This window comes from Duganella sp. GW821-FHT01E12, assembly GCF_059422325.1.
Genome location: NZ_JBWKWR010000016.1, coordinates 34,485 through 53,920, shown reverse-complemented (window position 1 = coordinate 53,920; position 19,436 = coordinate 34,485). Strand labels below are relative to the sequence as shown.

18 protein-coding genes are annotated in these 19,436 nt (G+C 64.6%); 13 read left to right on the top strand and 5 right to left on the bottom strand.

The window, feature by feature from the left end; genetic code table 11:
• The first annotated feature begins 1 nt into the window (after nt 1).
• From AC07WS_RS28590 to AC07WS_RS28550, 9 genes are read left to right on the top strand one after another with little or no spacing between them, the layout of a single operon-like run.
• The gene (locus AC07WS_RS28590; protein ID WP_494732326.1) at nt 2-1,333 is read left to right on the top strand and encodes a YcaO-like family protein; all 1,332 of its coding nucleotides are present in this window, start codon (nt 2-4) and stop codon (nt 1,331-1,333) included.
• Nucleotides 1,334-1,345: 12 nt separating this feature from the next.
• Nucleotides 1,346-2,194 (top strand): SagB/ThcOx family dehydrogenase, encoded by an 849-nt coding sequence (locus AC07WS_RS28585; RefSeq protein WP_494732325.1) that lies wholly within the window; start codon nt 1,346-1,348, stop codon nt 2,192-2,194.
• On the top strand, nt 2,191-4,602 hold the full coding sequence (locus AC07WS_RS28580; RefSeq protein WP_494732324.1) for an ATP-binding cassette domain-containing protein: 2,412 nt from the start codon (nt 2,191-2,193) through the stop codon (nt 4,600-4,602). Before AC07WS_RS28585 ends, AC07WS_RS28580 begins: the two co-directional genes overlap by 4 nt.
• Nucleotides 4,599-5,711, top strand: a complete 1,113-nt coding sequence (locus AC07WS_RS28575) for an ABC transporter permease (RefSeq protein WP_494732323.1) — start codon at nt 4,599-4,601, stop codon at nt 5,709-5,711. The genes AC07WS_RS28580 and AC07WS_RS28575 overlap by 4 nt, the downstream gene beginning before the upstream one ends.
• A 22-nt stretch (nt 5,712-5,733) precedes the next feature.
• Nucleotides 5,734-6,252, top strand: coding sequence for a DUF2141 domain-containing protein (locus AC07WS_RS28570; protein WP_494732322.1), 519 nt, complete (start codon nt 5,734-5,736; stop codon nt 6,250-6,252).
• Nucleotides 6,252-6,926 (top strand): ABC transporter ATP-binding protein, encoded by a 675-nt coding sequence (locus AC07WS_RS28565; protein ID WP_494732321.1) that lies wholly within the window; start codon nt 6,252-6,254, stop codon nt 6,924-6,926. The genes AC07WS_RS28570 and AC07WS_RS28565 overlap by 1 nt, the downstream gene beginning before the upstream one ends.
• Complete coding sequence (locus AC07WS_RS28560) at nt 6,923-8,155, top strand: ABC transporter permease (protein WP_494732320.1); 1,233 nt, start codon at nt 6,923-6,925, stop codon at nt 8,153-8,155. The genes AC07WS_RS28565 and AC07WS_RS28560 overlap by 4 nt, the downstream gene beginning before the upstream one ends.
• A 9-nt stretch (nt 8,156-8,164) precedes the next feature.
• Nucleotides 8,165-8,899, top strand: a complete 735-nt coding sequence (locus AC07WS_RS28555; RefSeq protein WP_494732319.1) for an outer membrane lipoprotein-sorting protein — start codon at nt 8,165-8,167, stop codon at nt 8,897-8,899.
• Nucleotides 8,896-10,131: a hypothetical protein gene (locus AC07WS_RS28550; RefSeq protein WP_494732318.1), complete on the top strand. Its 1,236-nt coding sequence runs from the start codon at nt 8,896-8,898 to the stop codon at nt 10,129-10,131. Before AC07WS_RS28555 ends, AC07WS_RS28550 begins: the two co-directional genes overlap by 4 nt.
• Here AC07WS_RS28550 and AC07WS_RS28545 read toward each other — a convergent pair.
• The 5 genes from AC07WS_RS28545 to AC07WS_RS28525 all read right to left on the bottom strand — a co-directional run bounded on the left by AC07WS_RS28545 (nt 10,090) and on the right by AC07WS_RS28525 (nt 13,645).
• Nucleotides 10,090-10,650: a hypothetical protein gene (locus tag AC07WS_RS28545; protein WP_494732317.1), complete on the bottom strand. Its 561-nt coding sequence runs from the start codon at nt 10,648-10,650 to the stop codon at nt 10,090-10,092. The two genes, AC07WS_RS28550 and AC07WS_RS28545, sit on opposite strands and share 42 nt — an antisense overlap.
• A gap of 86 nt (nt 10,651-10,736) precedes the next feature.
• Complete coding sequence (locus AC07WS_RS28540; protein ID WP_494732316.1) at nt 10,737-11,099, bottom strand: hypothetical protein; 363 nt, start codon at nt 11,097-11,099, stop codon at nt 10,737-10,739.
• Between the two features lie 66 nt (nt 11,100-11,165).
• Entirely contained in the window at nt 11,166-11,600 is a 435-nt protein-coding gene (locus AC07WS_RS28535) for a hypothetical protein (RefSeq protein WP_494732315.1), read from the bottom strand.
• Between the two features lie 120 nt (nt 11,601-11,720).
• Entirely contained in the window at nt 11,721-12,692 is a 972-nt protein-coding gene (locus AC07WS_RS28530; protein WP_494732314.1) for a D-2-hydroxyacid dehydrogenase, read from the bottom strand.
• The gene (locus tag AC07WS_RS28525) at nt 12,689-13,645 is read right to left on the bottom strand and encodes a LysR family transcriptional regulator (protein WP_494732313.1); all 957 of its coding nucleotides are present in this window, start codon (nt 13,643-13,645) and stop codon (nt 12,689-12,691) included. Before AC07WS_RS28525 ends, AC07WS_RS28530 begins: the two co-directional genes overlap by 4 nt.
• A 125-nt stretch (nt 13,646-13,770) precedes the next feature.
• Here AC07WS_RS28525 and AC07WS_RS28520 point away from each other — a divergent pair, with 125 nt between their 5' ends.
• From AC07WS_RS28520 to AC07WS_RS28505, 4 genes are all read left to right on the top strand, one after another.
• A complete protein-coding gene (locus AC07WS_RS28520; RefSeq protein WP_494732312.1) occupies nt 13,771-13,980 on the top strand; it encodes a hypothetical protein in 210 nt (69 codons plus the stop codon).
• The gene (locus AC07WS_RS28515) at nt 13,977-14,843 is read left to right on the top strand and encodes an alpha/beta hydrolase (protein ID WP_494732311.1); all 867 of its coding nucleotides are present in this window, start codon (nt 13,977-13,979) and stop codon (nt 14,841-14,843) included. The genes AC07WS_RS28520 and AC07WS_RS28515 overlap by 4 nt, the downstream gene beginning before the upstream one ends.
• 144 nt (nt 14,844-14,987) lie before the next feature.
• Complete coding sequence (locus AC07WS_RS28510; RefSeq protein WP_494732310.1) at nt 14,988-16,232, top strand: efflux RND transporter periplasmic adaptor subunit; 1,245 nt, start codon at nt 14,988-14,990, stop codon at nt 16,230-16,232.
• Nucleotides 16,233-16,238: 6 nt separating this feature from the next.
• Nucleotides 16,239-19,427: an efflux RND transporter permease subunit gene (locus AC07WS_RS28505; RefSeq protein ID WP_494732309.1), complete on the top strand. Its 3,189-nt coding sequence runs from the start codon at nt 16,239-16,241 to the stop codon at nt 19,425-19,427.
• Nucleotides 19,428-19,436: the final 9 nt, after the last annotated feature.

Here is a 19,436-nt window from a genome sequence, read left to right as displayed (position 1 = left end):
CATGGAACGCTTATCCGACGCAGCGCGCCTGGCGCTGATCCACGAAGCGCTGGTGCACCGCCGCCACGGCATCATCACCACGCTGCTGGAAGAGACCGAGCATCCCGATGCGCGCGGCCTGTTCGTGTTCAACGCCCTGATGGTCGACGTCAAGGCGATGATGATCGATCCCTCGCGCGCCAAACCGAACAACCCCACCAGCGACCGCGCCAGCCTGGCCGGTTCCGGCGCGGCCTTCGACCGCACCTCGGCCCTGTGGGCGGCGTTCGGCGAAGCGATCGAGCGCTATTCGGCGGCGGTGCATTTCGACGACCAGCTGCATTACGCCAGCCAGGCCGAATTGGGCGCTGCCGCCGTGGGACTGGAGCGGTTCGTGTTGTTCTCTCCCGAGCAGTACGCGGCCGAGGGCTTTGAATTCTCCGCGCCGGACGCCGACGTCACCCGCGCCTGGGCGCGCGCGGCCGACCTGTGCGATCCCGAGCGCGAATGCTACGTGCCGGCGCAGATGGTCTACCTCGGCATGCAGGTGAAGAACCAGCGCGAGATCGTCTTCCAGTCCTCGTCGACCGGCCTGGCGTGCGGCATGGACGAGCAGCGCGCCATCCTGAGCGGCTTGTGCGAGGTGATCGAACGCGACGCCTTCGCGGCGATGTGGCAGATGCGTTACGCGCCGCGCCGGCTGGAGGTCGGCCCCGAGGCGCGGGCGGCCCTGCTGCCGGGCGTGCAGCGCGCGCTGGACCATCCGTCGCTGGACGTGCGGCTGTGGGACATCACCACCGATGTCGGCCTGCCGGTGGTCCTGTGCCTGGCGCGCAGCCGCAACGACGGCACGATGTCGCTGGGCGCCAGCGCGCAGCTGGGCGTGGGCCAGGCGATCAACAAGGCGGTGATCGAAGCGCTGCACGGCTATTGCTGGGCGAGCTCGATCCTGGGCGCCGGCACGCCGCTGCCGGAGCGCGCCGCCATCCGCAACCCGGGCGACCACTTCGCCTACTTCCTGGAGCCGTCGCGCCAGCAGGCGATGGACTTCCTGTTCGCGAACGCGGACACCATCGACAGCGGCGACGCCTCTCTGCGCCAATTGGCCACGCTGGACGATCTGCTGGCGCGCCTGCGCGCAATGGGCCTGCCGGCGCTGGCGGTCGATGTGACGTCGGAGGATATCGCCAGCCTTGGTTTCTGCGTGGTGCGTTCGCTGATCCCCGGCCTGCATCCGCTGCTGTTCGGCGACGGCATGTTGAGCCGCGACGAGCGCCGCCTGCGCCAGATCGCCCGCCACTGGGGCCTGGCCGAGGTGCCGCCGCCGAACACCGATCCTCACCCTTTCCCTTGATGCGGACCTCACATGAACCATAGTTTGCAAGAACTGCTGCCGCCGCAGGCCATGGCGGGCGATTTCGACATCGACGATCCGGCCGAGATTCTGCACGAGCAGACCAAGTTCCATCGCGCCACGCTGGCGGGGCAGGTCAAGAACATCGTCCGCTATCTGCGGCATCCGGCCTACATCGCGCGCGGCGCGGCGGGCTACAACGTGTTTGCTTCGTGCCCGAAGATCGACCTGCCGGAGCCCGACATGGCGTTGGGCGAACTGGCGGCGGCGATGGCGGGGCGCACCAGCGCGCGCGGCTTCGCGCCGTCGCTCAGCCTGCGCGAGGTATCGAGCCTGCTGCACCACGCGCTGCGCGTGAACCGCTACCGCAGCAGCGACGCGGCGCCGCACGTCAAGCTGGCGTTCCGTGCTTATCCGTCGCCGGGCGGGCTGTATCCGACCGAGTTTTACTTCTTCCTGAATCAGGTCGAAGGCATCGCGCCATGCATCGCCCACTACGACGCGCGCGAGCACTGCCTGCGCGTGCTGAAGCCGCAGGACGGCGACGCATTCGGCAGCGCCGAGGTGCGCGGCGGCGAACAGTCGATCAAGGCGCCGCTGGTGTGCGTGATGACCAGCGTGCCGCAACGCGCCACCGCCAAGTATGGCGCCCGAGGCTATCGCATGGCGCTGCTCGAAGCGGGCCACGCATCGCAGAACCTGTGCCTGGCGGCGCAGGGATTGGGCATGGGATCGCTGGTCTACGGCGCCTACTACGACGATGAACTGGCGGCGCTGCTCGATATCGACGGCGTGACCGAGACGGTGGTGTCGGTCATGCTGCTGGGGCGCGAGGCGAAACAGGAGAGCGCCGCGCCATGAACGACAACGCCATCCGTGTGCTGGGCGATGCGGTGCCGGCGGCCGGTGAAAGGCTGCGGCAGGGCGCGTTCGCGCTGCTGCGCCAGGCGGCGGCGGGCGAGCGCGATGCGGCGCTGGCGGAACTGGACCAGTTGTTCGCGCTGCGCGGCCGTTTCCACGCCTATCCGCTGCTGCTCGATATGGTGGTGGGCAAGCAGGCGTGGCATCCGAGCGGATCGCTGTTCATGCTGGACGCCGCGCCGCTGCCGCCGGTATTGCAGGCTCGCTTCGAAGAGGCGATCGCCTGCTGCGCCAACTTCCTTGAGCTGCCCGTTCCGTGCATCCTGCTGCAATGCCGCGCCGAGAGCCGCGACCTGCACCTGACCATGGAGAGCTTCCCCGGCCTGGCTGTGCTGCGCCTGTCCACTTTGTCGCCCGGCTATCCCGACGACCTGCGCGCGGTGCAGTTCCACGAGGTGGCGCATTGCTTCCTGACGTGCGGCGTGCGGTTGCTGGATGAGGGACTTGCGCATTTCTTCGCCAGCCGCCACGCGGGCGCCTCGCTGCCTGCGGCGAACCCGGACCTGCTGCCGCCCATGTGCACGCTGTTGAGCCGCAGTGCCGACAGCATGTTTGGCGAAAGCGTGGACAGCGATCTGGCGGTGTATCTGTCGGCCTGCCGCGTCGGCGCAGATTTACTGGAGTCGATCTATGCGCTGGGTGGCGCGGAGCGCGTCAAGCGCCTGTTCGCCGCCGTGGCGCGCGCCGGTTCCGAGGCGCAGGTGGTGCGGTTGGTGGAGGAGGCCAGCGGACAGAGTTTTCCGGCCGTCGCCCGCAGCGGCGGGCCGAATGCAGCGCAGGCCACGCTGATCGAGCGCGCACGCCAGGCCGTGTTCACGGCGTGGATCAACAAGAGGCCGGAGGATCTGGACGAAGCCATCGCCGCGCTGGAAGCGGACGAAATCTATGACGAACCGGCGCTGCTCGACAGCCTGCTCGGTGCGCGCATCAATCGCGCGCTGTTGCAGGTGAATTTCGCGACCGCGCCGACCGCCGATCAACTCGCGCAGCTGGACGTGCTGCTCAAGGCCGGCGAGTGCCTGCCGCAAGGCCGCCTGTGGCTGTGGCGCGGCACGCACGCGATCCTGATGATATTGCTGGCACGGCCGAATATCATCAAGGTCGCCAGCGCAGGGCAGCAGGCGATCAACGCCTTCAACAAGGCCGTGCAACTGATACCGAACGATCCCGATTTGCTGGTGCAGCATGCATCGCTGCTGCTGCACGCGCCACCCGCGTACGGCGGCGACCGCGATCTTGGCGTGAGCAAGTTGCGGCAGGCGATGCAGGACCCGGTATATCGCGAACATGCGCGCCAGGTTCTGCTGGAATACGGCGTCGAAACCCCGGCGACGGAGGCCGTGGCAGCGGCCGCGCCGCCGCCGTCCGACGCAGCGCCGCAAGCAGCGCGTGCTCGTGACGCATCTGCGCCGACGGTGCCAGCCCCCGACGCCGCCCCGCCAGCGCCTGCACCCGTGCTGTTGGAGCTGAGCGGCGTCGAACTGCGGTTTTCGTCAGCCTTCTCGCTGCGCCCCGGCGCCTTGACGGTGCGGCGAGGCGAACGCGTGGCCTTCATCGGCCGTAACGGCAGCGGAAAATCCATGCTGATGGAGACGCTGTTGGGATTACGTCAGCCCGATCGCGGCACCATCACCCTGCATCTTGGCGACCCGCGCGACGCGGCCACGCGCCAGCGCATCGGCGGTCTGCTGCAAGGCTACGACCTGCCTGGACTGACCAAGGTGAGCGAGATGATGGCGCTGCATCAGGCCATGTATCACCGCACCGATGCCAAGGTCACTCGCGCACTGGGACTGGACGAACTGCGCGACCGTTTCTGGCAGCAGTTGTCACGCGGCCAGAAGCAGCGCCTGATGCTGTGGATGGCGCTGGCCCATGTGCCCGAACTGGCCATCCTCGACGAACCGTCGCTAGGACTGGACGAATGGTTCGCCCGCGCGCTGCGGGAACTGCTGGCCTCCTTGCCCATAACGCTGCTGGTGATCTCGCACGCGCCCTCCGATTTACTGGGCATGGACCGCATCTGCTGCATCGACGATGGCCGCATCGTCGCCGAAGGCACGCTGGCATCGCTGATGGCGCAACGGGTCGGCCAGTTCAAAGGCATTCTGCGGCAGTCCATGCCGGAAGCCGCACTGCAAGCCATGCGCGCGCTGCCCGGACTGGTGCAGCCGCCGCGCGAGCGCGACGGCGCCTGGGAGCTGTTCGGCGGCGCCGGCTTCGACCAAGGCTTCCGTCACTTCATCGAACAACAACGCATCGGCGCATTCAGCCTGGAGCCGGTATCGGTCGAGGACTTCCTCGCCGACGTCACGCAAATCGCGCCCACGACGGGGCATTCGACATGAAAATACTTCTGCATCTGATCAAAGCCGACCTGGCCATGTTCCTGCGCGGGAAGCTGGCGCTGTTCTGGACCTTCGCCTTCCCCTTGCTGATGCTGGTGATGCAAATGGCCTTGTTCGGCCAGGACGTCAAGCTCGGTCCCGTATCGCTGGCGATCGTCGATCTCGATCATAGTAGCGAGAGCGGCGCCTACCTGCGTCAATTGCAGGCCGGCCTGCGCCAGCAGCACAGCGTGGACTTTGCGCCGGTGACGACGCCCACCGATGGCGCAAGCGCGCAAGCCGACTTTGTGCTGACGATACCGGCCGGTTTCGCCGCCAACGTCGCCGCCGGCCGCACCACGGACATCTTGCTGCGCGGCGGCCATGGCGCGGACGCCGCGTTCGACGCCGCCTACGGCCTGCTGCGCGGCTACAGCGACGCCTATAATCTGAACGGCCTGAATGCGCCGCCGCGCGTGTCCCTGCCGCCGCCACCGCCGGCCACCGAACAGGCGCTGGACTACCGCCTGTTCCTGGTCACCGGCCTGGCCGGCATGGTGATACTGTCCACCAGTTTGATGGGCTTCGCCGGCCCGCTGGTGGCCGCGCGCGAGGGCGGCATGTTCCGCATGTACCAGCTGTTCCCGATGCCGACCGGCGTCGTGGTGGCCGCGTGGTGCGTATCGCGCCTGCTGATTATGCTCGCCGCCAGCCTGGCGATGTTCCTTGCCGCCTGGGCGATCTACGGCGTGCGCATCAGCGCCGGCGGCATGCAGGTGGCCGCGGCCATCGCCATGCTGGCGTTGGGCGCCGGCGCCTTCCTCGCGTTGGGATTACTGATCGCGGCCATGACCAACAGCGTGGCCGCGGCCACCATGTTCTGCAATCTGCTGTATTTCCCGCTGCTGTTTTCGGGTAATCTCATGGTCCCGTTGGGCGGCTTGCCCAAGCTGGCCCGCGAGGCGCTGGACTGCCTGCCGCTGAACGCGATGATGTCGAGCATACGGCGCGGCCTGACCGGCGGCATGGGCTGGAGTACCGATATCTACAGCGTGGCTTTGCTGTCGGTGATGTTGATCGCCTGCCTGGCGTTGTCGGCGCGGCGCTTCACCTGGATGCCGCGCTCCTGAACGCAGTTGAAAGAGACATGACATGAACGAACAGAATCGAGTAGTGCAGGGAAGCGATGACACCCGCAGCAGGTTGCGCCGTATTCCGCTGATCGCCGGCATGAGCGTTGTAGCCTGCGTCGGCGTGGCGCTGGCCTTGTTGCTGGCGCGGGCGCCGCAGGCGGCATCGGTGCCGTCGCCGGCGGACGGCGCCAGCGTCACCATCAAATTGAACGGCGTCGCCGGCAGCAAAGGTATGGTCATGGCGGCGTTGTGCGATCAGGCCACCTTCCTCAAGCGCTGCCCTTACATGCTGTCCGTCGCCGCATCGCCCTCCGTCAGCCTTGAATTCACGGGCGTCAAGCCGGGCATGTATGCGGCCATGCTGTATCACGATGAAAACGGCAACGGGGAATTCGACCGGTCGGCCAACGGCATGCCGCTGGAAGGCTACGGTTTTTCGCGCAACGCCAAGGGCAATTACGGCCCGCCATCCTTCGAGGCTGCGGCGGTTGAAGTCAAGGCCGGCAAGGCGACGCTCGACATCGACATGGTCTACTGATGGCGGCTATCCTGGAAGTTGACGCGGTATCGAAGCACTATCTGCGCGGCGGCGAGCGCATCGTGGCGCTGGACGGGGTATCGTTCCGCATCGAGCAGCCCAGCGTGACGGCCGTCGCCGGGCCGTCGGGCAGCGGCAAGAGCACTTTGCTCGGCATGTTGGCGCGTTTCGACCGGCCGGACAGCGGCAGCATCAGCGTCGACGGCCAGCGCCTGGACCAGATAGCGGAAACGCAGCTGGACCACTACCGCAACCGCAAGCTGGGTTTCGTCTTCCAGCAATTCAACCTGGTCGGCACTTTGACGGCACAGGAAAACGTGGAGCTGGCGCTGGCGCCGCAAAAGCTGCAGCCGGCTGAACGCAGCCGCCGCGCCATCGAAGCTTTGACGATGGTCGGCATGGATCATCGGCTCAAGCACGAGCCGTCCGAATTGTCGGGCGGGCAGCAGCAGCGCGTCGCCATCGCGCGGGCGCTGGTCAATCGTCCCAGCCTGGTGATCGCCGACGAGCCGACCGGTAACCTCGATGGCAAGACGGCGCAGCAGTTGCTGGAACTGATCGGCGATCTGAATCGCCAGGTCGGCACCACCTTCGTCATCGCCACCCACGACCAGCGGGTGATGGACATGGCGCATACCGTGGTCCGGCTGGTGGACGGCAGGCAGGTCGCATGAGGCAATGGCTGACGCTCGCGCTGCGCAATGTGCGCCGCAATGGACGCCGCTCCTTCCTGCTGGGCGGCACGATAGGTGTTGGCACGCTGGCGCTGCTGCTGTTTGTGGCGTATATCGCCGCCTCGCTGGATGGCCTGCGCGAGAGCACCATCCGCAGCGGCCTGGGACACGCACAGCTGGCCGGCGCCGGCCAGTTTGACGGTTACGCCGAGCAGCAGCTGCAATATGGATTGGACCGGCCCGCGCTGGCGCACGTCGAAGCCTTGCTGGCGCAGGAGCCGCAGGTGCGCCGCGTGGTGCCTCGCTTGCTGTTTGCCGGCCTTGTGTCGAATGGCGCGCGCACGCTTAACTTCGAAGGCAGCGGCGTGATGCCGGATCGTGAGCGGCAAGCATTCGGCGCCTTCCAGAGTTTATCCGCCGGTGTTCCGCTGAGTGCGAAGCCGGCCAGCCGTTATCAAGTCCTGATCGGCAAGGAGATGGCGCGGCGCCTGGCGGTCAAACCCGGCGAGTCGATCACGCTGATGACCACCACCGTCAACGGCAGCGTCAACGCGATGGATCTGGAGGTGGTGGGCCTGGTTGCGAGCGGCGTTCCTCAGACCGATTTGTACCTGCTGCAGATGCCGCTCGATACGGCGCAGGAGCTGCTGCGCACGACCAAGGTGTCCAGCGTCGCCGTTCTGTATCAGGATACGACGCAGGCCGACGTGGTATCGGCGCGCTTGAGTGCGGCCTTGAATGGCGCGCATGTCGAGCTGCGCACCTGGCAGGCGCTGGCGCCGTTGTATTCGCAGGTGCTGACGTTGTACCGCAACCAGTTCCTGGTGTTCGGCGTAGTAATCTGCGTCATCGTCTTCCTTGGCGTGGCGGCGATGACGCTGACCACCATCTATGAACGTGGCCGCGAGATCGGCACCATGCGCGCAATGGGCATAGGCCACGCGCAGGTGCGGCGCCTGTTTGTCATGGAGGGCATGCTGCAAGGCGTGTTTGGCGCATGCGCGGGCGCCTTGCTGGCGTTCGCCGCCATCCTGCTGATCAACGCCGCGCATATCGAACTGGCGCCGCCCCCCGGCCGCAACGCCGGCGTGCTGCTGCAGATGTTGTGGGTGCCTTCGTACAGCGCCGCCATCGTATTCGCCTTGCCGATGGTGGCGATGCTGGCCGCATGGACCATCAGCCGCCGCATCGGCCGCATGCCGATCATGTCGTCCCTTTCCATACAGTGAGCCAGTTCCATGCCAATTCAATTTGACCGTATCCGCTGGCTTGCGGGCTTCTTCATCCTCGCAGCTGCGCCCGCGATGGCAGCGCCGCTGGCGCCGGAGATCCTGCGGCAGGTGGACCGCTACCGCATGCCGCTCGACAGTTTCGAGGCGTCGGTGCGCATCGTGCCGGTCCAGAACGGCCAGGAGCAGGAGCCCGGCACCTACGTGATTCGCGGCGCCAATCACAATCAAGTGTTGGTGGAGGCGACCAGCGTCGATCAACGCGGGCAGAAATTTCTGACCACCGACGCCGGCATTTTCTTCTACGCCCCGCGCACCCGCCGCGCGATCCGTCTGACGCCATTGCAAACTCTGCGCGGCAAGGCGTCGATTGGCGACCTTGCCCGCATCAGCTTCACCAACGACTATGACGCGGTGACGATGGAAACGCCTCCCGCATCCTGCACGGGCGACTGCGTCGCGCTGGCCCTGACCAGCAAGAACGAGGCGGCCACCTACACCCGGATTACGCTGCTGGCGACGAAGCAGCGCGGCCAGTATGTGCCCTTGAAGGCGATGCTGTACGTCGCCAGCGGCAAGCTGCTGAAGGTCGCGGAGTTCGACGCGGCGAGCGGCGGCCTGCCGCCGGTCACGCGCTACTTCGATCCGCAACTGCCGGCCGAGCAAACGCGCGTGGTGTACGAGAAGATCAAGGCGGTGGAATTCTCGGCCAGCACCTTCAATCCCCGCGCGCTGGAACAATGAGCGTGCGGCGTTCGGCATTGATGGCGGGGTTGCTGCTGTGCGGCGGCGCGCAGGCGGACGACGATTGGCTGGGCGGATTCGCCATGGCCAGCCAGGAAGCCACGCGCTTGCAGGCGACTCCGCTCAACGAAGATAACTTCCTGGCGCTACCGCGGAAGAAAACCACGCTAGCAGGCCTGCTGGAAGGCCGCGTTCACGATGTGACCTGGCGCGCGCGTTTTGAAACCCGGCGCGGCGATATCGAAGGGCAGCGCAGCAGCTCTTCGGCGACGCTGCAGGAACTGAACCGCGTATTCCAACTGACGCCGGCGGTGACGCTATCGCTCGGCAAACGGCTGTATGCGCTGGATCCGTCGTTCGTCAACCAGCCGCTGGGCTTCCTGCAAAAGCGCACGGACCTCGGCGATCCGCTGGATGAACTGGGGCAGTCGGAAGGCTTGCCGATGGCGGTGCTGGGATGGACCGGCTCCCAGGCCAGCGTGACCGCGATCTACAGCAAGGACGCGGCGCGGCATGCGGATGGCTACAACCGCGGCGTCGAACAATCCATCGTCAAACTTGGCTATGAGTTCGAGCGTTTGAGCGTCAGCGTGCTGCTGCGCCGTGCCAGCGGAGAATCCAACGGCGTCGGCGCGACGTTGAGCGGAGCGGTGGGGGAACAGCTTGCGTGGTATGGATCGGCGTACAGCGCGCGTGGCACGCAGCGGCCCATTGCCGCCGCGGTGCTGTCCGGCGGCGGCGACGCCACGCCAACCTTCCTGCGCAGCGACGACGGCCAACGCTATCAACGCGCGACGATAGGCTTGACCTACACCTTGCCGGACCTGCCCAAGCTGCAGCTTGAATATGCCTATGATGGCCGCGGCATGTCCGACAGCCAGTTTGGCCGCTGGCTCGCGCTAATCGACCGTAATCAATCCTTGCCGCTGCCGGAGATCGCGCGCAAGGGCTTGCAGGCGCAGGCCGCGCAAATGCTGGTGAGCCAGGGCTTGCGCAAGCGCTATGTCAGCGTGTCGCTGGACCAGACGGTGGGCGACTGGCAGCTGGGCGGCGGGGTCTATGCGAGCCGCGATGACCGCAGCGCCGTATGGCACGGCACTGCGGACTATCATTACTCACCGCGCACCATGCTGATGCTGTCAGTGCTGCGTCAGACCGGCGACGCCCGCTCCGAACGAGGCCTGTCGCCATTAGGCAGCACCATTGCAGTCCGCATCCGCCGACTTTTTTAACCCAGTGGGGTCAAGTCTGACATTCGGACACGAGCTCGGCACTCGCGACCTGTCCTGCGCGGGAAATGAATAGCCGAGGTTGCCGCATTCTTCGTGCATTTTTGCCCTGAAGCGGACGGCATCGAAGCCGCCAAGTTTTTTCTGTTTTTCAAGCAGTACACTTGAGGCTTCGTATATCAGCGCCAGCGCATATGGAACGACCTGCGCTTCAGAAAGCGAAGGCAGTAACGTGAAGTCTGGCCTTACGCTGAAGTGGCCGACGTTGAACTGATCGGGAACCGGTGGAAGGCCGAAACGCGATCGGCCCGACACGCGCTTCTGGAGCCGGAATGGATAGCGTGGCTTGCCGTCGGCTTTGACATGGAGCTCGATCAATTCGAAGTCTATCCACAAGTGCTCCATGAGACCGCCGTAGTCTCCGCTCAGCCTGCCGGCCAGTTCGCGAAACGGAGGGCGCAGCGCGGCCGCCAGTTTGAGCGTGACTTGGTCGCTCATGTTGGCATGTATGCCGACTTCCATGTATTTCTCCGTGTTCTAGGCGAGCCGATGGGGGACCCTGAATGTAGAGCCCGTGTCCGAATGTCAGACTTGACCCCCGCGCTGTGTCACAGCAATTTGATGGGTGTTGCCCAGACGTGAACGTGAGAAAACTCAGCGGCGCGCGATTCGACGTAGTCGTTGATGATCACGGCATTTCCGCCCAGGTTGCAGGTCTTGGTTTTTAGCTCGGCGTATGCTTCGTCTTCTAGTTTGGCATCGCCTCCAAAGAAGATATTCCGCTGTACGTGTGATTCAATCTGCGCCAGTTTTTCGAATTCCCGCTCCGGCTTGGTTTTCTTGAAGAAGGTGACCTGGCACGTTGGCTGATTCGTCTGGTATTTCGTTTCGATGACGCTGATCGTACTCGTCGTCGAACAAGCGCTCAGCAGGATGAGTAGCGTGGCTACGGCGGCGCTGCGCATGGTCATTTGGATTCTCTTTTCTGCGTCAAGGTGTCGATGCCTCCCGCCTGAAGAGGGGGAGGCAAAGAGGCTTTATTTCACCATTTTTACCATCTCGTCGACCATCTGGCACGACCATGCCTTCTGGCCGGCGCCGCCGACGAAACCGGTCTTGGTGGCGACGGTCACATAAGTCTGTTCCGGGCCCATGGCGTTCCAGTTAATGAACAGCTCTTCGCCGCCACTGCCTACCAACAGACCGATGTGACGATTGCGCTGTGCCTTGATCGACTTGTCTTGTTCAGTCTCTACCGTGGCATCAACAGCGACCAGCACTTTTTTTGTAATGTCTTTGGTACGTGTCACGTCGGCGCCAAGCAGCACCGCTGCGTCGTAGCAGTCTTGAGCCTTTTGCGGCGTATTGACTTGCAACTGGCTGCTGTAGGTCATTTTGCTGGCATCCATGCCGGCGCAGCCGGAAATCAATGCTGCGACAGCGACAAATACTGGAATACTGAATGCTTTCATATTTCTCTCTTTTGTGAATTTTGTACGGTTTCCAAAGAACCGGCGGCAGCTTAGCATTTTGCCTTCTTTGAAACATCACAAAATGTCACAAACGGAAATATTAGTGACTGAATTCAATATTCAGCCCACCATATTCCGTGGAGCGCCCGCCACCCACGCTTCGATATTGTCGATCAGCTGATCGGCCAGCACCTGCATCGCCTGCGAGCTGGCCCAGGCGGAATGCGGCGTCAGGATGAAGTTCGGCAGCCGCAGCTTGAGCAGCACGTTGTCTTCCGGCGGCGGTTCCTTCACCAGCACGTCGAAGCCGGCGCCGGCGATCACGCCGCTGCGCAGCGCGTCGGCCAGCGCGGTTTCGTCCACCAGCCCGCCGCGCGCGGTGTTGATCAAGAGCGCGTTGCGCTTCATGCGGATCAGCTCTTTCGCGCTGATCATGTTGCGCGTCTGGTCGTTGAGCGGAAGGTGCAGGCTGACGATGTCCGAGGTCTCCAGCACTTCGTCGAAGCCGGCTTCGCGCACGCCGTCGGCCCTGGCGTCCGGCAGCGGCGAGCGCGTATGCACGATCACCTCCATGCCGAACGCGCGCGCGATCTGCGCCACCGAGCGCCCCAGCGCGCCGTAGCCGAACAGGCCCAGACGGCTGCCCGCCAGGTCCGAGATCGGATGGCCGAACAGGCAGAACCGCTCCGACTTCTGCCACAAGCCGGCTTCGATATCGGCGCGGTAGGCCACCAGCTGCCGGCGCAGCGCCAGGATCAGCGCGAAGGTGTGCTCGGGCAGCGTGTGCACCGCGTAGTTGCGGATGTTGGAGACGACGATGCCGCGCTCGCGGCACGCGGCCAGGTCGATGACGTCGGTGCCGGTGGCCGCCACCGCGATCATCTTCAGTTCCGGCAGCTGCGCCAGGTCGGCCGCGCGCAAGGGCACCTTGTTGGTGATGGCGATGGTGGCGCGGGCGTCGCGCAAACGCTGCATGGCGTCGGCCGCGCGGGTGGCCGGATATTCGCTCCACTCGTGCGCGAACGCCGGCTTGCGGATGGTGGCGATCACGCTGTCGCGGTCGAGGAATACGATGCGGTGAATATCAGTCATAGTGCGACCTCAAAGGGAATCGGGCGCGCCGGCGGCGGGGCTTTCGGCAGGCGCATGCCCGGATGGTTGGAAAACAGTTCGGCGACCCATTCGACAAACACCCGCACCTTGGCCGACAGGTGGCGGTTCTGCGGATAGACCACGTGCACCGGCAGCGGGTCGGTGCTCCAGTCGGCCAGCAGCTGCTCGAAGCGGCCGTCCTTGAGCATGGGCTCCATCATAAAGTTCGGCATCTGCACGATGCCCAGCCCCGCCAGGCCGGCCGCCGTGTAGGCGTTGGTGTCGTTGACGGCGATGTGGCCGGGCAGCGCGACCTGGATGCGGTGGCCGTCGCGCGAAAAATCCCAGTCGAACAGCTTGCCCGTGCGCGAGGAAAAATAGTTCACGCAGCGGTGGCGCATCAGCTCGTCGGGATGGGCGGGGCGGCCGTAGCGGTTCAGGTAGTCCGGCGTGGCGCAGGTGACGAACTGCAGGATGCCCACGCGCCGCGCGATCAGGTTGGAGTCGCCCAGCACGCCGCCGCGCACCGCGCAGTCGACGCCTTCCTCGATCAGGTCGATGGTGCGGTCGCTGCAGCCCAGTTCCAGCTGGATGTCCGGATAGCGCGTGAAGAAGTCGGGCAGGGCGGGGATCAGCACGTCGCTGGCCAGGCCGGTGGGCGCGTCCACCCGCAGCCGCCCGCTCGGGCTGAGCCGGGTGCGCGACAGCGATTCCTCGGCCTCGCGCACGTCCGACAAAATGCGCAGGCAGCGTTCATAATAGGCGGCGCCGTCGGCCGTCACGCTGACCTGGCGCGTGGTCCGGTGCAGCAGCTTGACCGACAGCGTGGCCTCCAGCGCCTGGATCAGCGTCGAGACGGTGGCCTTGGGCAGCTGCATGTTGTCGGCCGCGCGCGTGAAGCCGCCGGCGTCGACCACCTGGACAAACACTTCCATCGCTTGCAGTTTATTCATCTTTCCATCCCATTGTTCGGAATCCTGAACAATCAATTCGACATTGCGGTATTTATCAGATTGTAGATCAAGTTTAAGATTGCTGTACTGCACCAAGAAAGTACACGGAAGGAAAGGGGTTCAACATGAAATATCGGAATGGAATTGTTACGACGATCGCCCTGGCGCTGACTTCGGTCGCCCTGGCAAGCGTGGTCTATACCGATGCCTACTCGCAGGCGGCCAAGGCCGAAGCGACCGGCGTTCGTGCCCTGACCGAGGCGGCCGCCGGCGACACCATCGCCTGCGCCGACACCGCCATGCTGTCCAGCGCGTCGGACACGGTGCAGCGATGAGCGCGGACGTCGAGCCATTGCCGCAGCTGTCGGACCTGATCAAAGTCCGCAACCTGGAGGTGCGCGGCGCGGAGGGCCCGCTGGCCGCCCGCCTGTACACCAGCGGCGAGGCCGGCGCCAAGCGCGACACGCTGATCGTGTTCTTCCACGCCGGCGGCTTCAACAGCGGCGACCTGGACGATGCCGACATGTTCCTGCGCCACATGGCCGACGACAACCAGGACAGCGCGGTGCTGGCCACGGCGTACACGCTGGCGACGGTGCAGCCGTTCCCGGCGGCCGTCGAGGACGCCCACGCCGTGCTGAACTGGACCAAGAAGCACAAGGCCAAGCTGGGCTGGACCGGCAAGCGCCTGGTGGTGGCCGGCATCGAGGCGGGCGCCAACCTGGCGGCGGTGTGTTCGCTGATGTCGCGCGATCGTGGCGGCCCGGCGCTGGCCGGCCAGATCCTGGTGATGCCGATGCTCGATCCGGGCCTGAGCACCTGGTCGATGCGCGAGATGCAGAACGCGCCGGACCTGCTGGACGTGGCCGACGCCTGCGCGGCGGCCTACCGCGGTTACCTGCCGAACGCCGCCGACCGTACCCATCCGTACGCCTCGCCGTTGCAGTCGAGCCGTTTGAAGAACCTGCCGCCGGCACTGATCCTGTCGGCCGAAGACGACCCGCTGCGCGACGAAGCGGAACAATATGGCGCCAAGTTGATCGCCTGTGGAGTCAAGACCACCGTCAACCGAATGCCGGCTGCGCCCCTGAACGAAGCTGGGGCGCGCAACGAATGCGCGTGCAAGTGTTACGCGCTGGGAGAAATCGCCAGCTTCATCGCTGGCCTGGAACGGTCAGAGACGCCGCCAGCCGCATAGGGTTCCCCAACCTTTAAGCAGTATCTGCAATCACGTCCCCACTGGCTTGCCGGCGGGGCGCTAGTACCGTGTTTTCTCGCAATTCGTTGAGGGCAACCGGTGCCGCCGTTTCTATTAATTATTTTCATATAAAAGGGAATAAACATGAAAACCATTAAACAACTCACCGTCGTAGCCCGGCCGCTGGCCGCCGCTATGGCGCTGGCGGGACTGGCCGCTTTCGGCCTCTCCGGTTGCGACGACGCGACCGGCAAGACAGCTGAAGCACCGGCAGCCGCCGGCGGTCCTCCGATTTCGGCCGCAGTGGTCGTCGAGAAAACCATCACCGAGACCCAGGAGTTCTCGGGCCGCCTGGAAGCGATCGAGCAAGTGCAGATCCGTCCGCGCGTGGGCGGCTTCATCACCGCCATCAACTTCAAGCCGGGCAGCGAAGTGAAGAAGGGCGAAGTGTTGTTCGTCATCGATCCGCGTCCGTTCCAGGCCGAAGCCAACCGCGCCGAAGCGGCGGCCGGCTCGGCCCGCGCCAAGGCCGAACTGGCCAAGGTGGAACTGGTCCGCGCCGAGAAGCTGCTGGCCGACAAAGCCATCGCCCAGCGCGAATACGACGCCCTGGCGTCGAGCCTGAAGCAGCTGGACGCCGACGCCCGCGCCTCGCAAGCCCAGTACGAAGCGGCCAAGCTGAACCTGAGCTACACCCAGGTGACGTCGCCGATCAACGGCCGCGTGTCGAAGGCTGAAATCACGCTGGGCAACCTGGTCGACGCTTCGGCGGTGCTGACCTCGGTGGTCTCGCTGGAGCGCATCTACGCCTCCTTCGACGGCGATGAAGAAACATACCTGCGCGTCGGCGCCGCCGCCCACCAGGGCAAGCCGGCCACCGTCAAGATCGGCCTGGCCAACGAAACCGGCTACCCGCACGAGGGCAAGCTGGAATTCGTCGACAACCAGCTCGACCCGCGCAGCGGCTCGGTGCGCATGCGCGCCACCTTCACCAACACCGACGGCATGCTGGTGCCCGGCCTGTTCGCCCGCGTGCAGCTGGCCGGTTCCACCGGCGCCAAGTCGGCGCTGATGATCAACGACCGCGCCGTCAGCACGGACCAGGACCGCAAGTTCGTGTTCGTGGTCGACAAGGACAACAAGGCCGAGTACCGCCCTGTGACCCTGGGACCTGCAATCGACGGCCTGCGCGTGGTGCGCGACGGCTTGAAGCCTGGCGAGAAGATCGTCGTCAACGGCCTGCAGCGGGTACGTCCCGGCGCGCCGATTTCGCCGACCGTGGTCGCCATGGATTCCGATCCGCTGGCAGCCAACGTGGCCAAACCCGAAGTTAAAAAAGATGAAAAAGTAGCGGCGGTCGCAGCCAAGACCGGCACTTCCAAGGAATAAAACAATATGAACATCTCTCGATTTTTTGTCGACAAGCCGATTTTTGCGGCGGTACTGTCGATCATCATCTTCGTCGCCGGCTTGATAGCGATCTTCAAGCTGCCGATCTCGGAGTACCCGGACGTGGTGCCGCCGTCGATCGTGGTGCGCGCGCAGTATCCGGGCGCGAATCCGAAGATCATCGCCGAAACCGTGGCCGCGCCGCTTGAGGAACAGATCAACGGCGTCGAGAACATGCTGTACATGTCCTCGCAAAACACCTCGGACGGCGCGCTGGCGCTGACCGTCACCTTCAAGATCGGCACCAACGTCGAGCAGGCCGAAACGCAGGTGCAGAACCGCGTCCAGCGTGCGCTTCCGCGTCTGCCGGAAGAGGTGCGCCAGATCGGCGTGACCACCGTGAAGTCGTCGCCCAACCTGACGATGGTGGTCCACCTGCAATCGCCGAACGGCCGTTACGACGACCTGTATCTGCGTAACTACGCGGTGCTGAACATCAAGGACCAACTGGCCCGCCTGCCCGGCATGGGCGAGGTGCAGCTGTTCGGTTCGGGCGACTACGCGATGCGCGTCTGGCTCGATCCGCAGAAGGTGGCGCAGCGCGGCCTGACCGCCGGCGACGTCGTCGACGCGGTGCGCGAGCAGAACGTGCAGGTGGCCGCCGGTGTGATCGGCCAGGGCCCGAGCCAGGGCGCGGACTTCCAGCTGACCGTCAACACGCAGGGCCGCTTGAAGAGCCCCGAGGAATTCGGCAACATCATCCTCAAGACCAACGCCGACGGCGCGGTGACGCTGCTGAAGGACGTGGCCCGTCTTGAAATGGGTTCGAACTCGTACGCGCTCCGGTCCCTGCTGAACAACAAGTCGGCGGTGGCGATTCCTATTTTCGAAGCGCCGAACGCCAACGCGCTGCAACTGTCGACCGACGTCCGCGCGACCATGGCGCGTCTGTCGAAAGATTTCCCGGAAGGCGTCACGTACAGCGTTGTATATGACCCGACCCAATTCGTGCGCCAGTCGATCGACGCCGTGATCCACACCCTGATCGAAGCCGTCATCCTGGTGGCGCTGGTGGTGATCGTCTTCCTGCAAACCTGGCGTGCCTCGCTGATCCCGCTGCTGGCTGTGCCGGTGTCGGTGGTCGGTACCTTCGCCGTGATGCTGGGCTTCGGCTTCTCGATCAACACGCTGTCGCTGTTCGGCCTTGTGCTGGCCATCGGTATCGTGGTCGATGACGCCATCGTGGTGGTGGAAAACGTCGAGCGCAATATCTCCAACGGCCTGACGCCGCATGACGCGACCATCCAGGCGATGAAAGAGGTGAGCGGCCCGATTATCGCTATCGCGCTGGTGCTGTGCGCCGTGTTCGTGCCGATCGCGTTCGTGTCGGGCCTGTCCGGCCAGTTCTACAAGCAGTTCGCGCTGACCATCGCCATTTCGACCGTGATCTCGGCATTCAGCTCGCTGACGCTGGCGCCGGCCCTGGCCGCATCGCTGCTGCGTTCGCACGACGCACCGAAGGACGCGCTGACCCGCGTCATGGACAAGGTGTTCGGTGGCTTCTTCAACTGGTTCAACCGTTTCTTCGGCCGCGCTTCGCACAACTACGAAGGCGGAGTCAAAGGCGCGCTGAAACGCAAGGGCGGCTCGCTGATCGTGTACGCCGTGCTGGCCGTCGCCGCGGGCTTCATGTTCAAGGTGGTGCCTCCCGGCTTCGTGCCGCCGCAGGACAAGGGTTACCTGATCGGCTTCGCGCAGCTGCCGGACGCCGCTTCGCTGGACCGCACCGACGCCGTCATCCGCAAGATGTCGGACATCGCCAAGGACATCCCAGGCGTGGACAACTCGATTTCCTTCCCTGGCCTGTCGATCAACGGCTTCACCAACGCGCCTAACGCAGGTATCGTGTTTGTCGGCCTGAAGCCGTTCGAGGAACGCACCAAGGCCAGCGAATCGGCCGAGGCGATCGCCGGCGAGATCAACAAGCGCATGGGTGCGATCGAAGGCGCCTTCGTGCTGGTGCTGTCGCCGCCACCGGTGAGCGGCCTGGGTATCACGGGCGGCTTCAAGATGATGATCGAAGACCGCGACAACCTGGGTTACGACGCGCTGTACAAGGCGGTGCAAGCGGTGCAGATGAAGGCATGGCAGAACCCGAAACTGGCCGGCGTCTTCTCGAGCTACCAGATCAACGTGCCGCAGCTGTTCGCCGACATCGACCGTTCGAAAGCCAAGCAACTGGGCGTGCCGCTGCAGACGATCTACCAGACCTTGCAGATCAATCTGGGCTCGCTGTATGTGAACGACTTCAACCAGTTTGGCCGTACCTACCAGGTGCGCGTACAGGCGGACAAGCAGTTCCGTTCGCACGCGGAAGACATCGCCCAGCTGAAAGTCCGCAACAACAAGGGCGAGATGATTCCGCTGTCGTCGCTGATGCGCGTCAAGGACAGCTATGGCCCGGATCGCGTACAGCGTTACAACGCTTACGTCGCTGCTGAAATCAATGGCGGCGCCGCACCTGGCGTATCGACCGGCGAAGCGCAGGCCGAGATGACCAAGATCGTCAACGAAGTCCTGCCTAAGGGTATCGGCTACGAATGGACCGAGCTGGTTTATCAGGACATCCTGTCCGGTAACACGATGATGTATGTGTTCCCGCTGTGCGTGCTGCTGGTGTTCCTGGTGCTGGCCGCCCAATACGAAAGCTGGACCCTGCCGCTGGCGGTGATCCTGATCGTGCCGATGTCGATCTTCTGCGCGCTGGTCGGCGTGAAGCTCACCCACGGCGACAACAACGTCTTTACGCAGATTGCCTTGTTCGTGCTGGTTGGTCTGGCCTCGAAGAACGCGATTCTGATCGTGGAGTTTGCACGCGAACTGGAACACCATGGCCGCACCATCGTCGAAGCGGCGCTGGAAGCTTGCCGTCAGCGTCTGCGTCCGATCCTGATGACGTCGATCGCATTCATCATGGGCGTGCTGCCGCTGGTGTTCTCGCACGGTGCGGGTGCGGAGATGCGTCATGCGATGGGTGTGGCGGTGTTTGCCGGCATGCTGGGCGTGACCTTCTTCGGCCTGTTCCTGACGCCGGTGTTCTACGTCCTGCTGCGTAAGCTGGCCGTGCGCCTGGAGAAGAAAAAACCTGCCGTGGCCGGCGACGCCGCCGCGGTGAAACTGGAAGGAAGCCATTAATATGAGCAC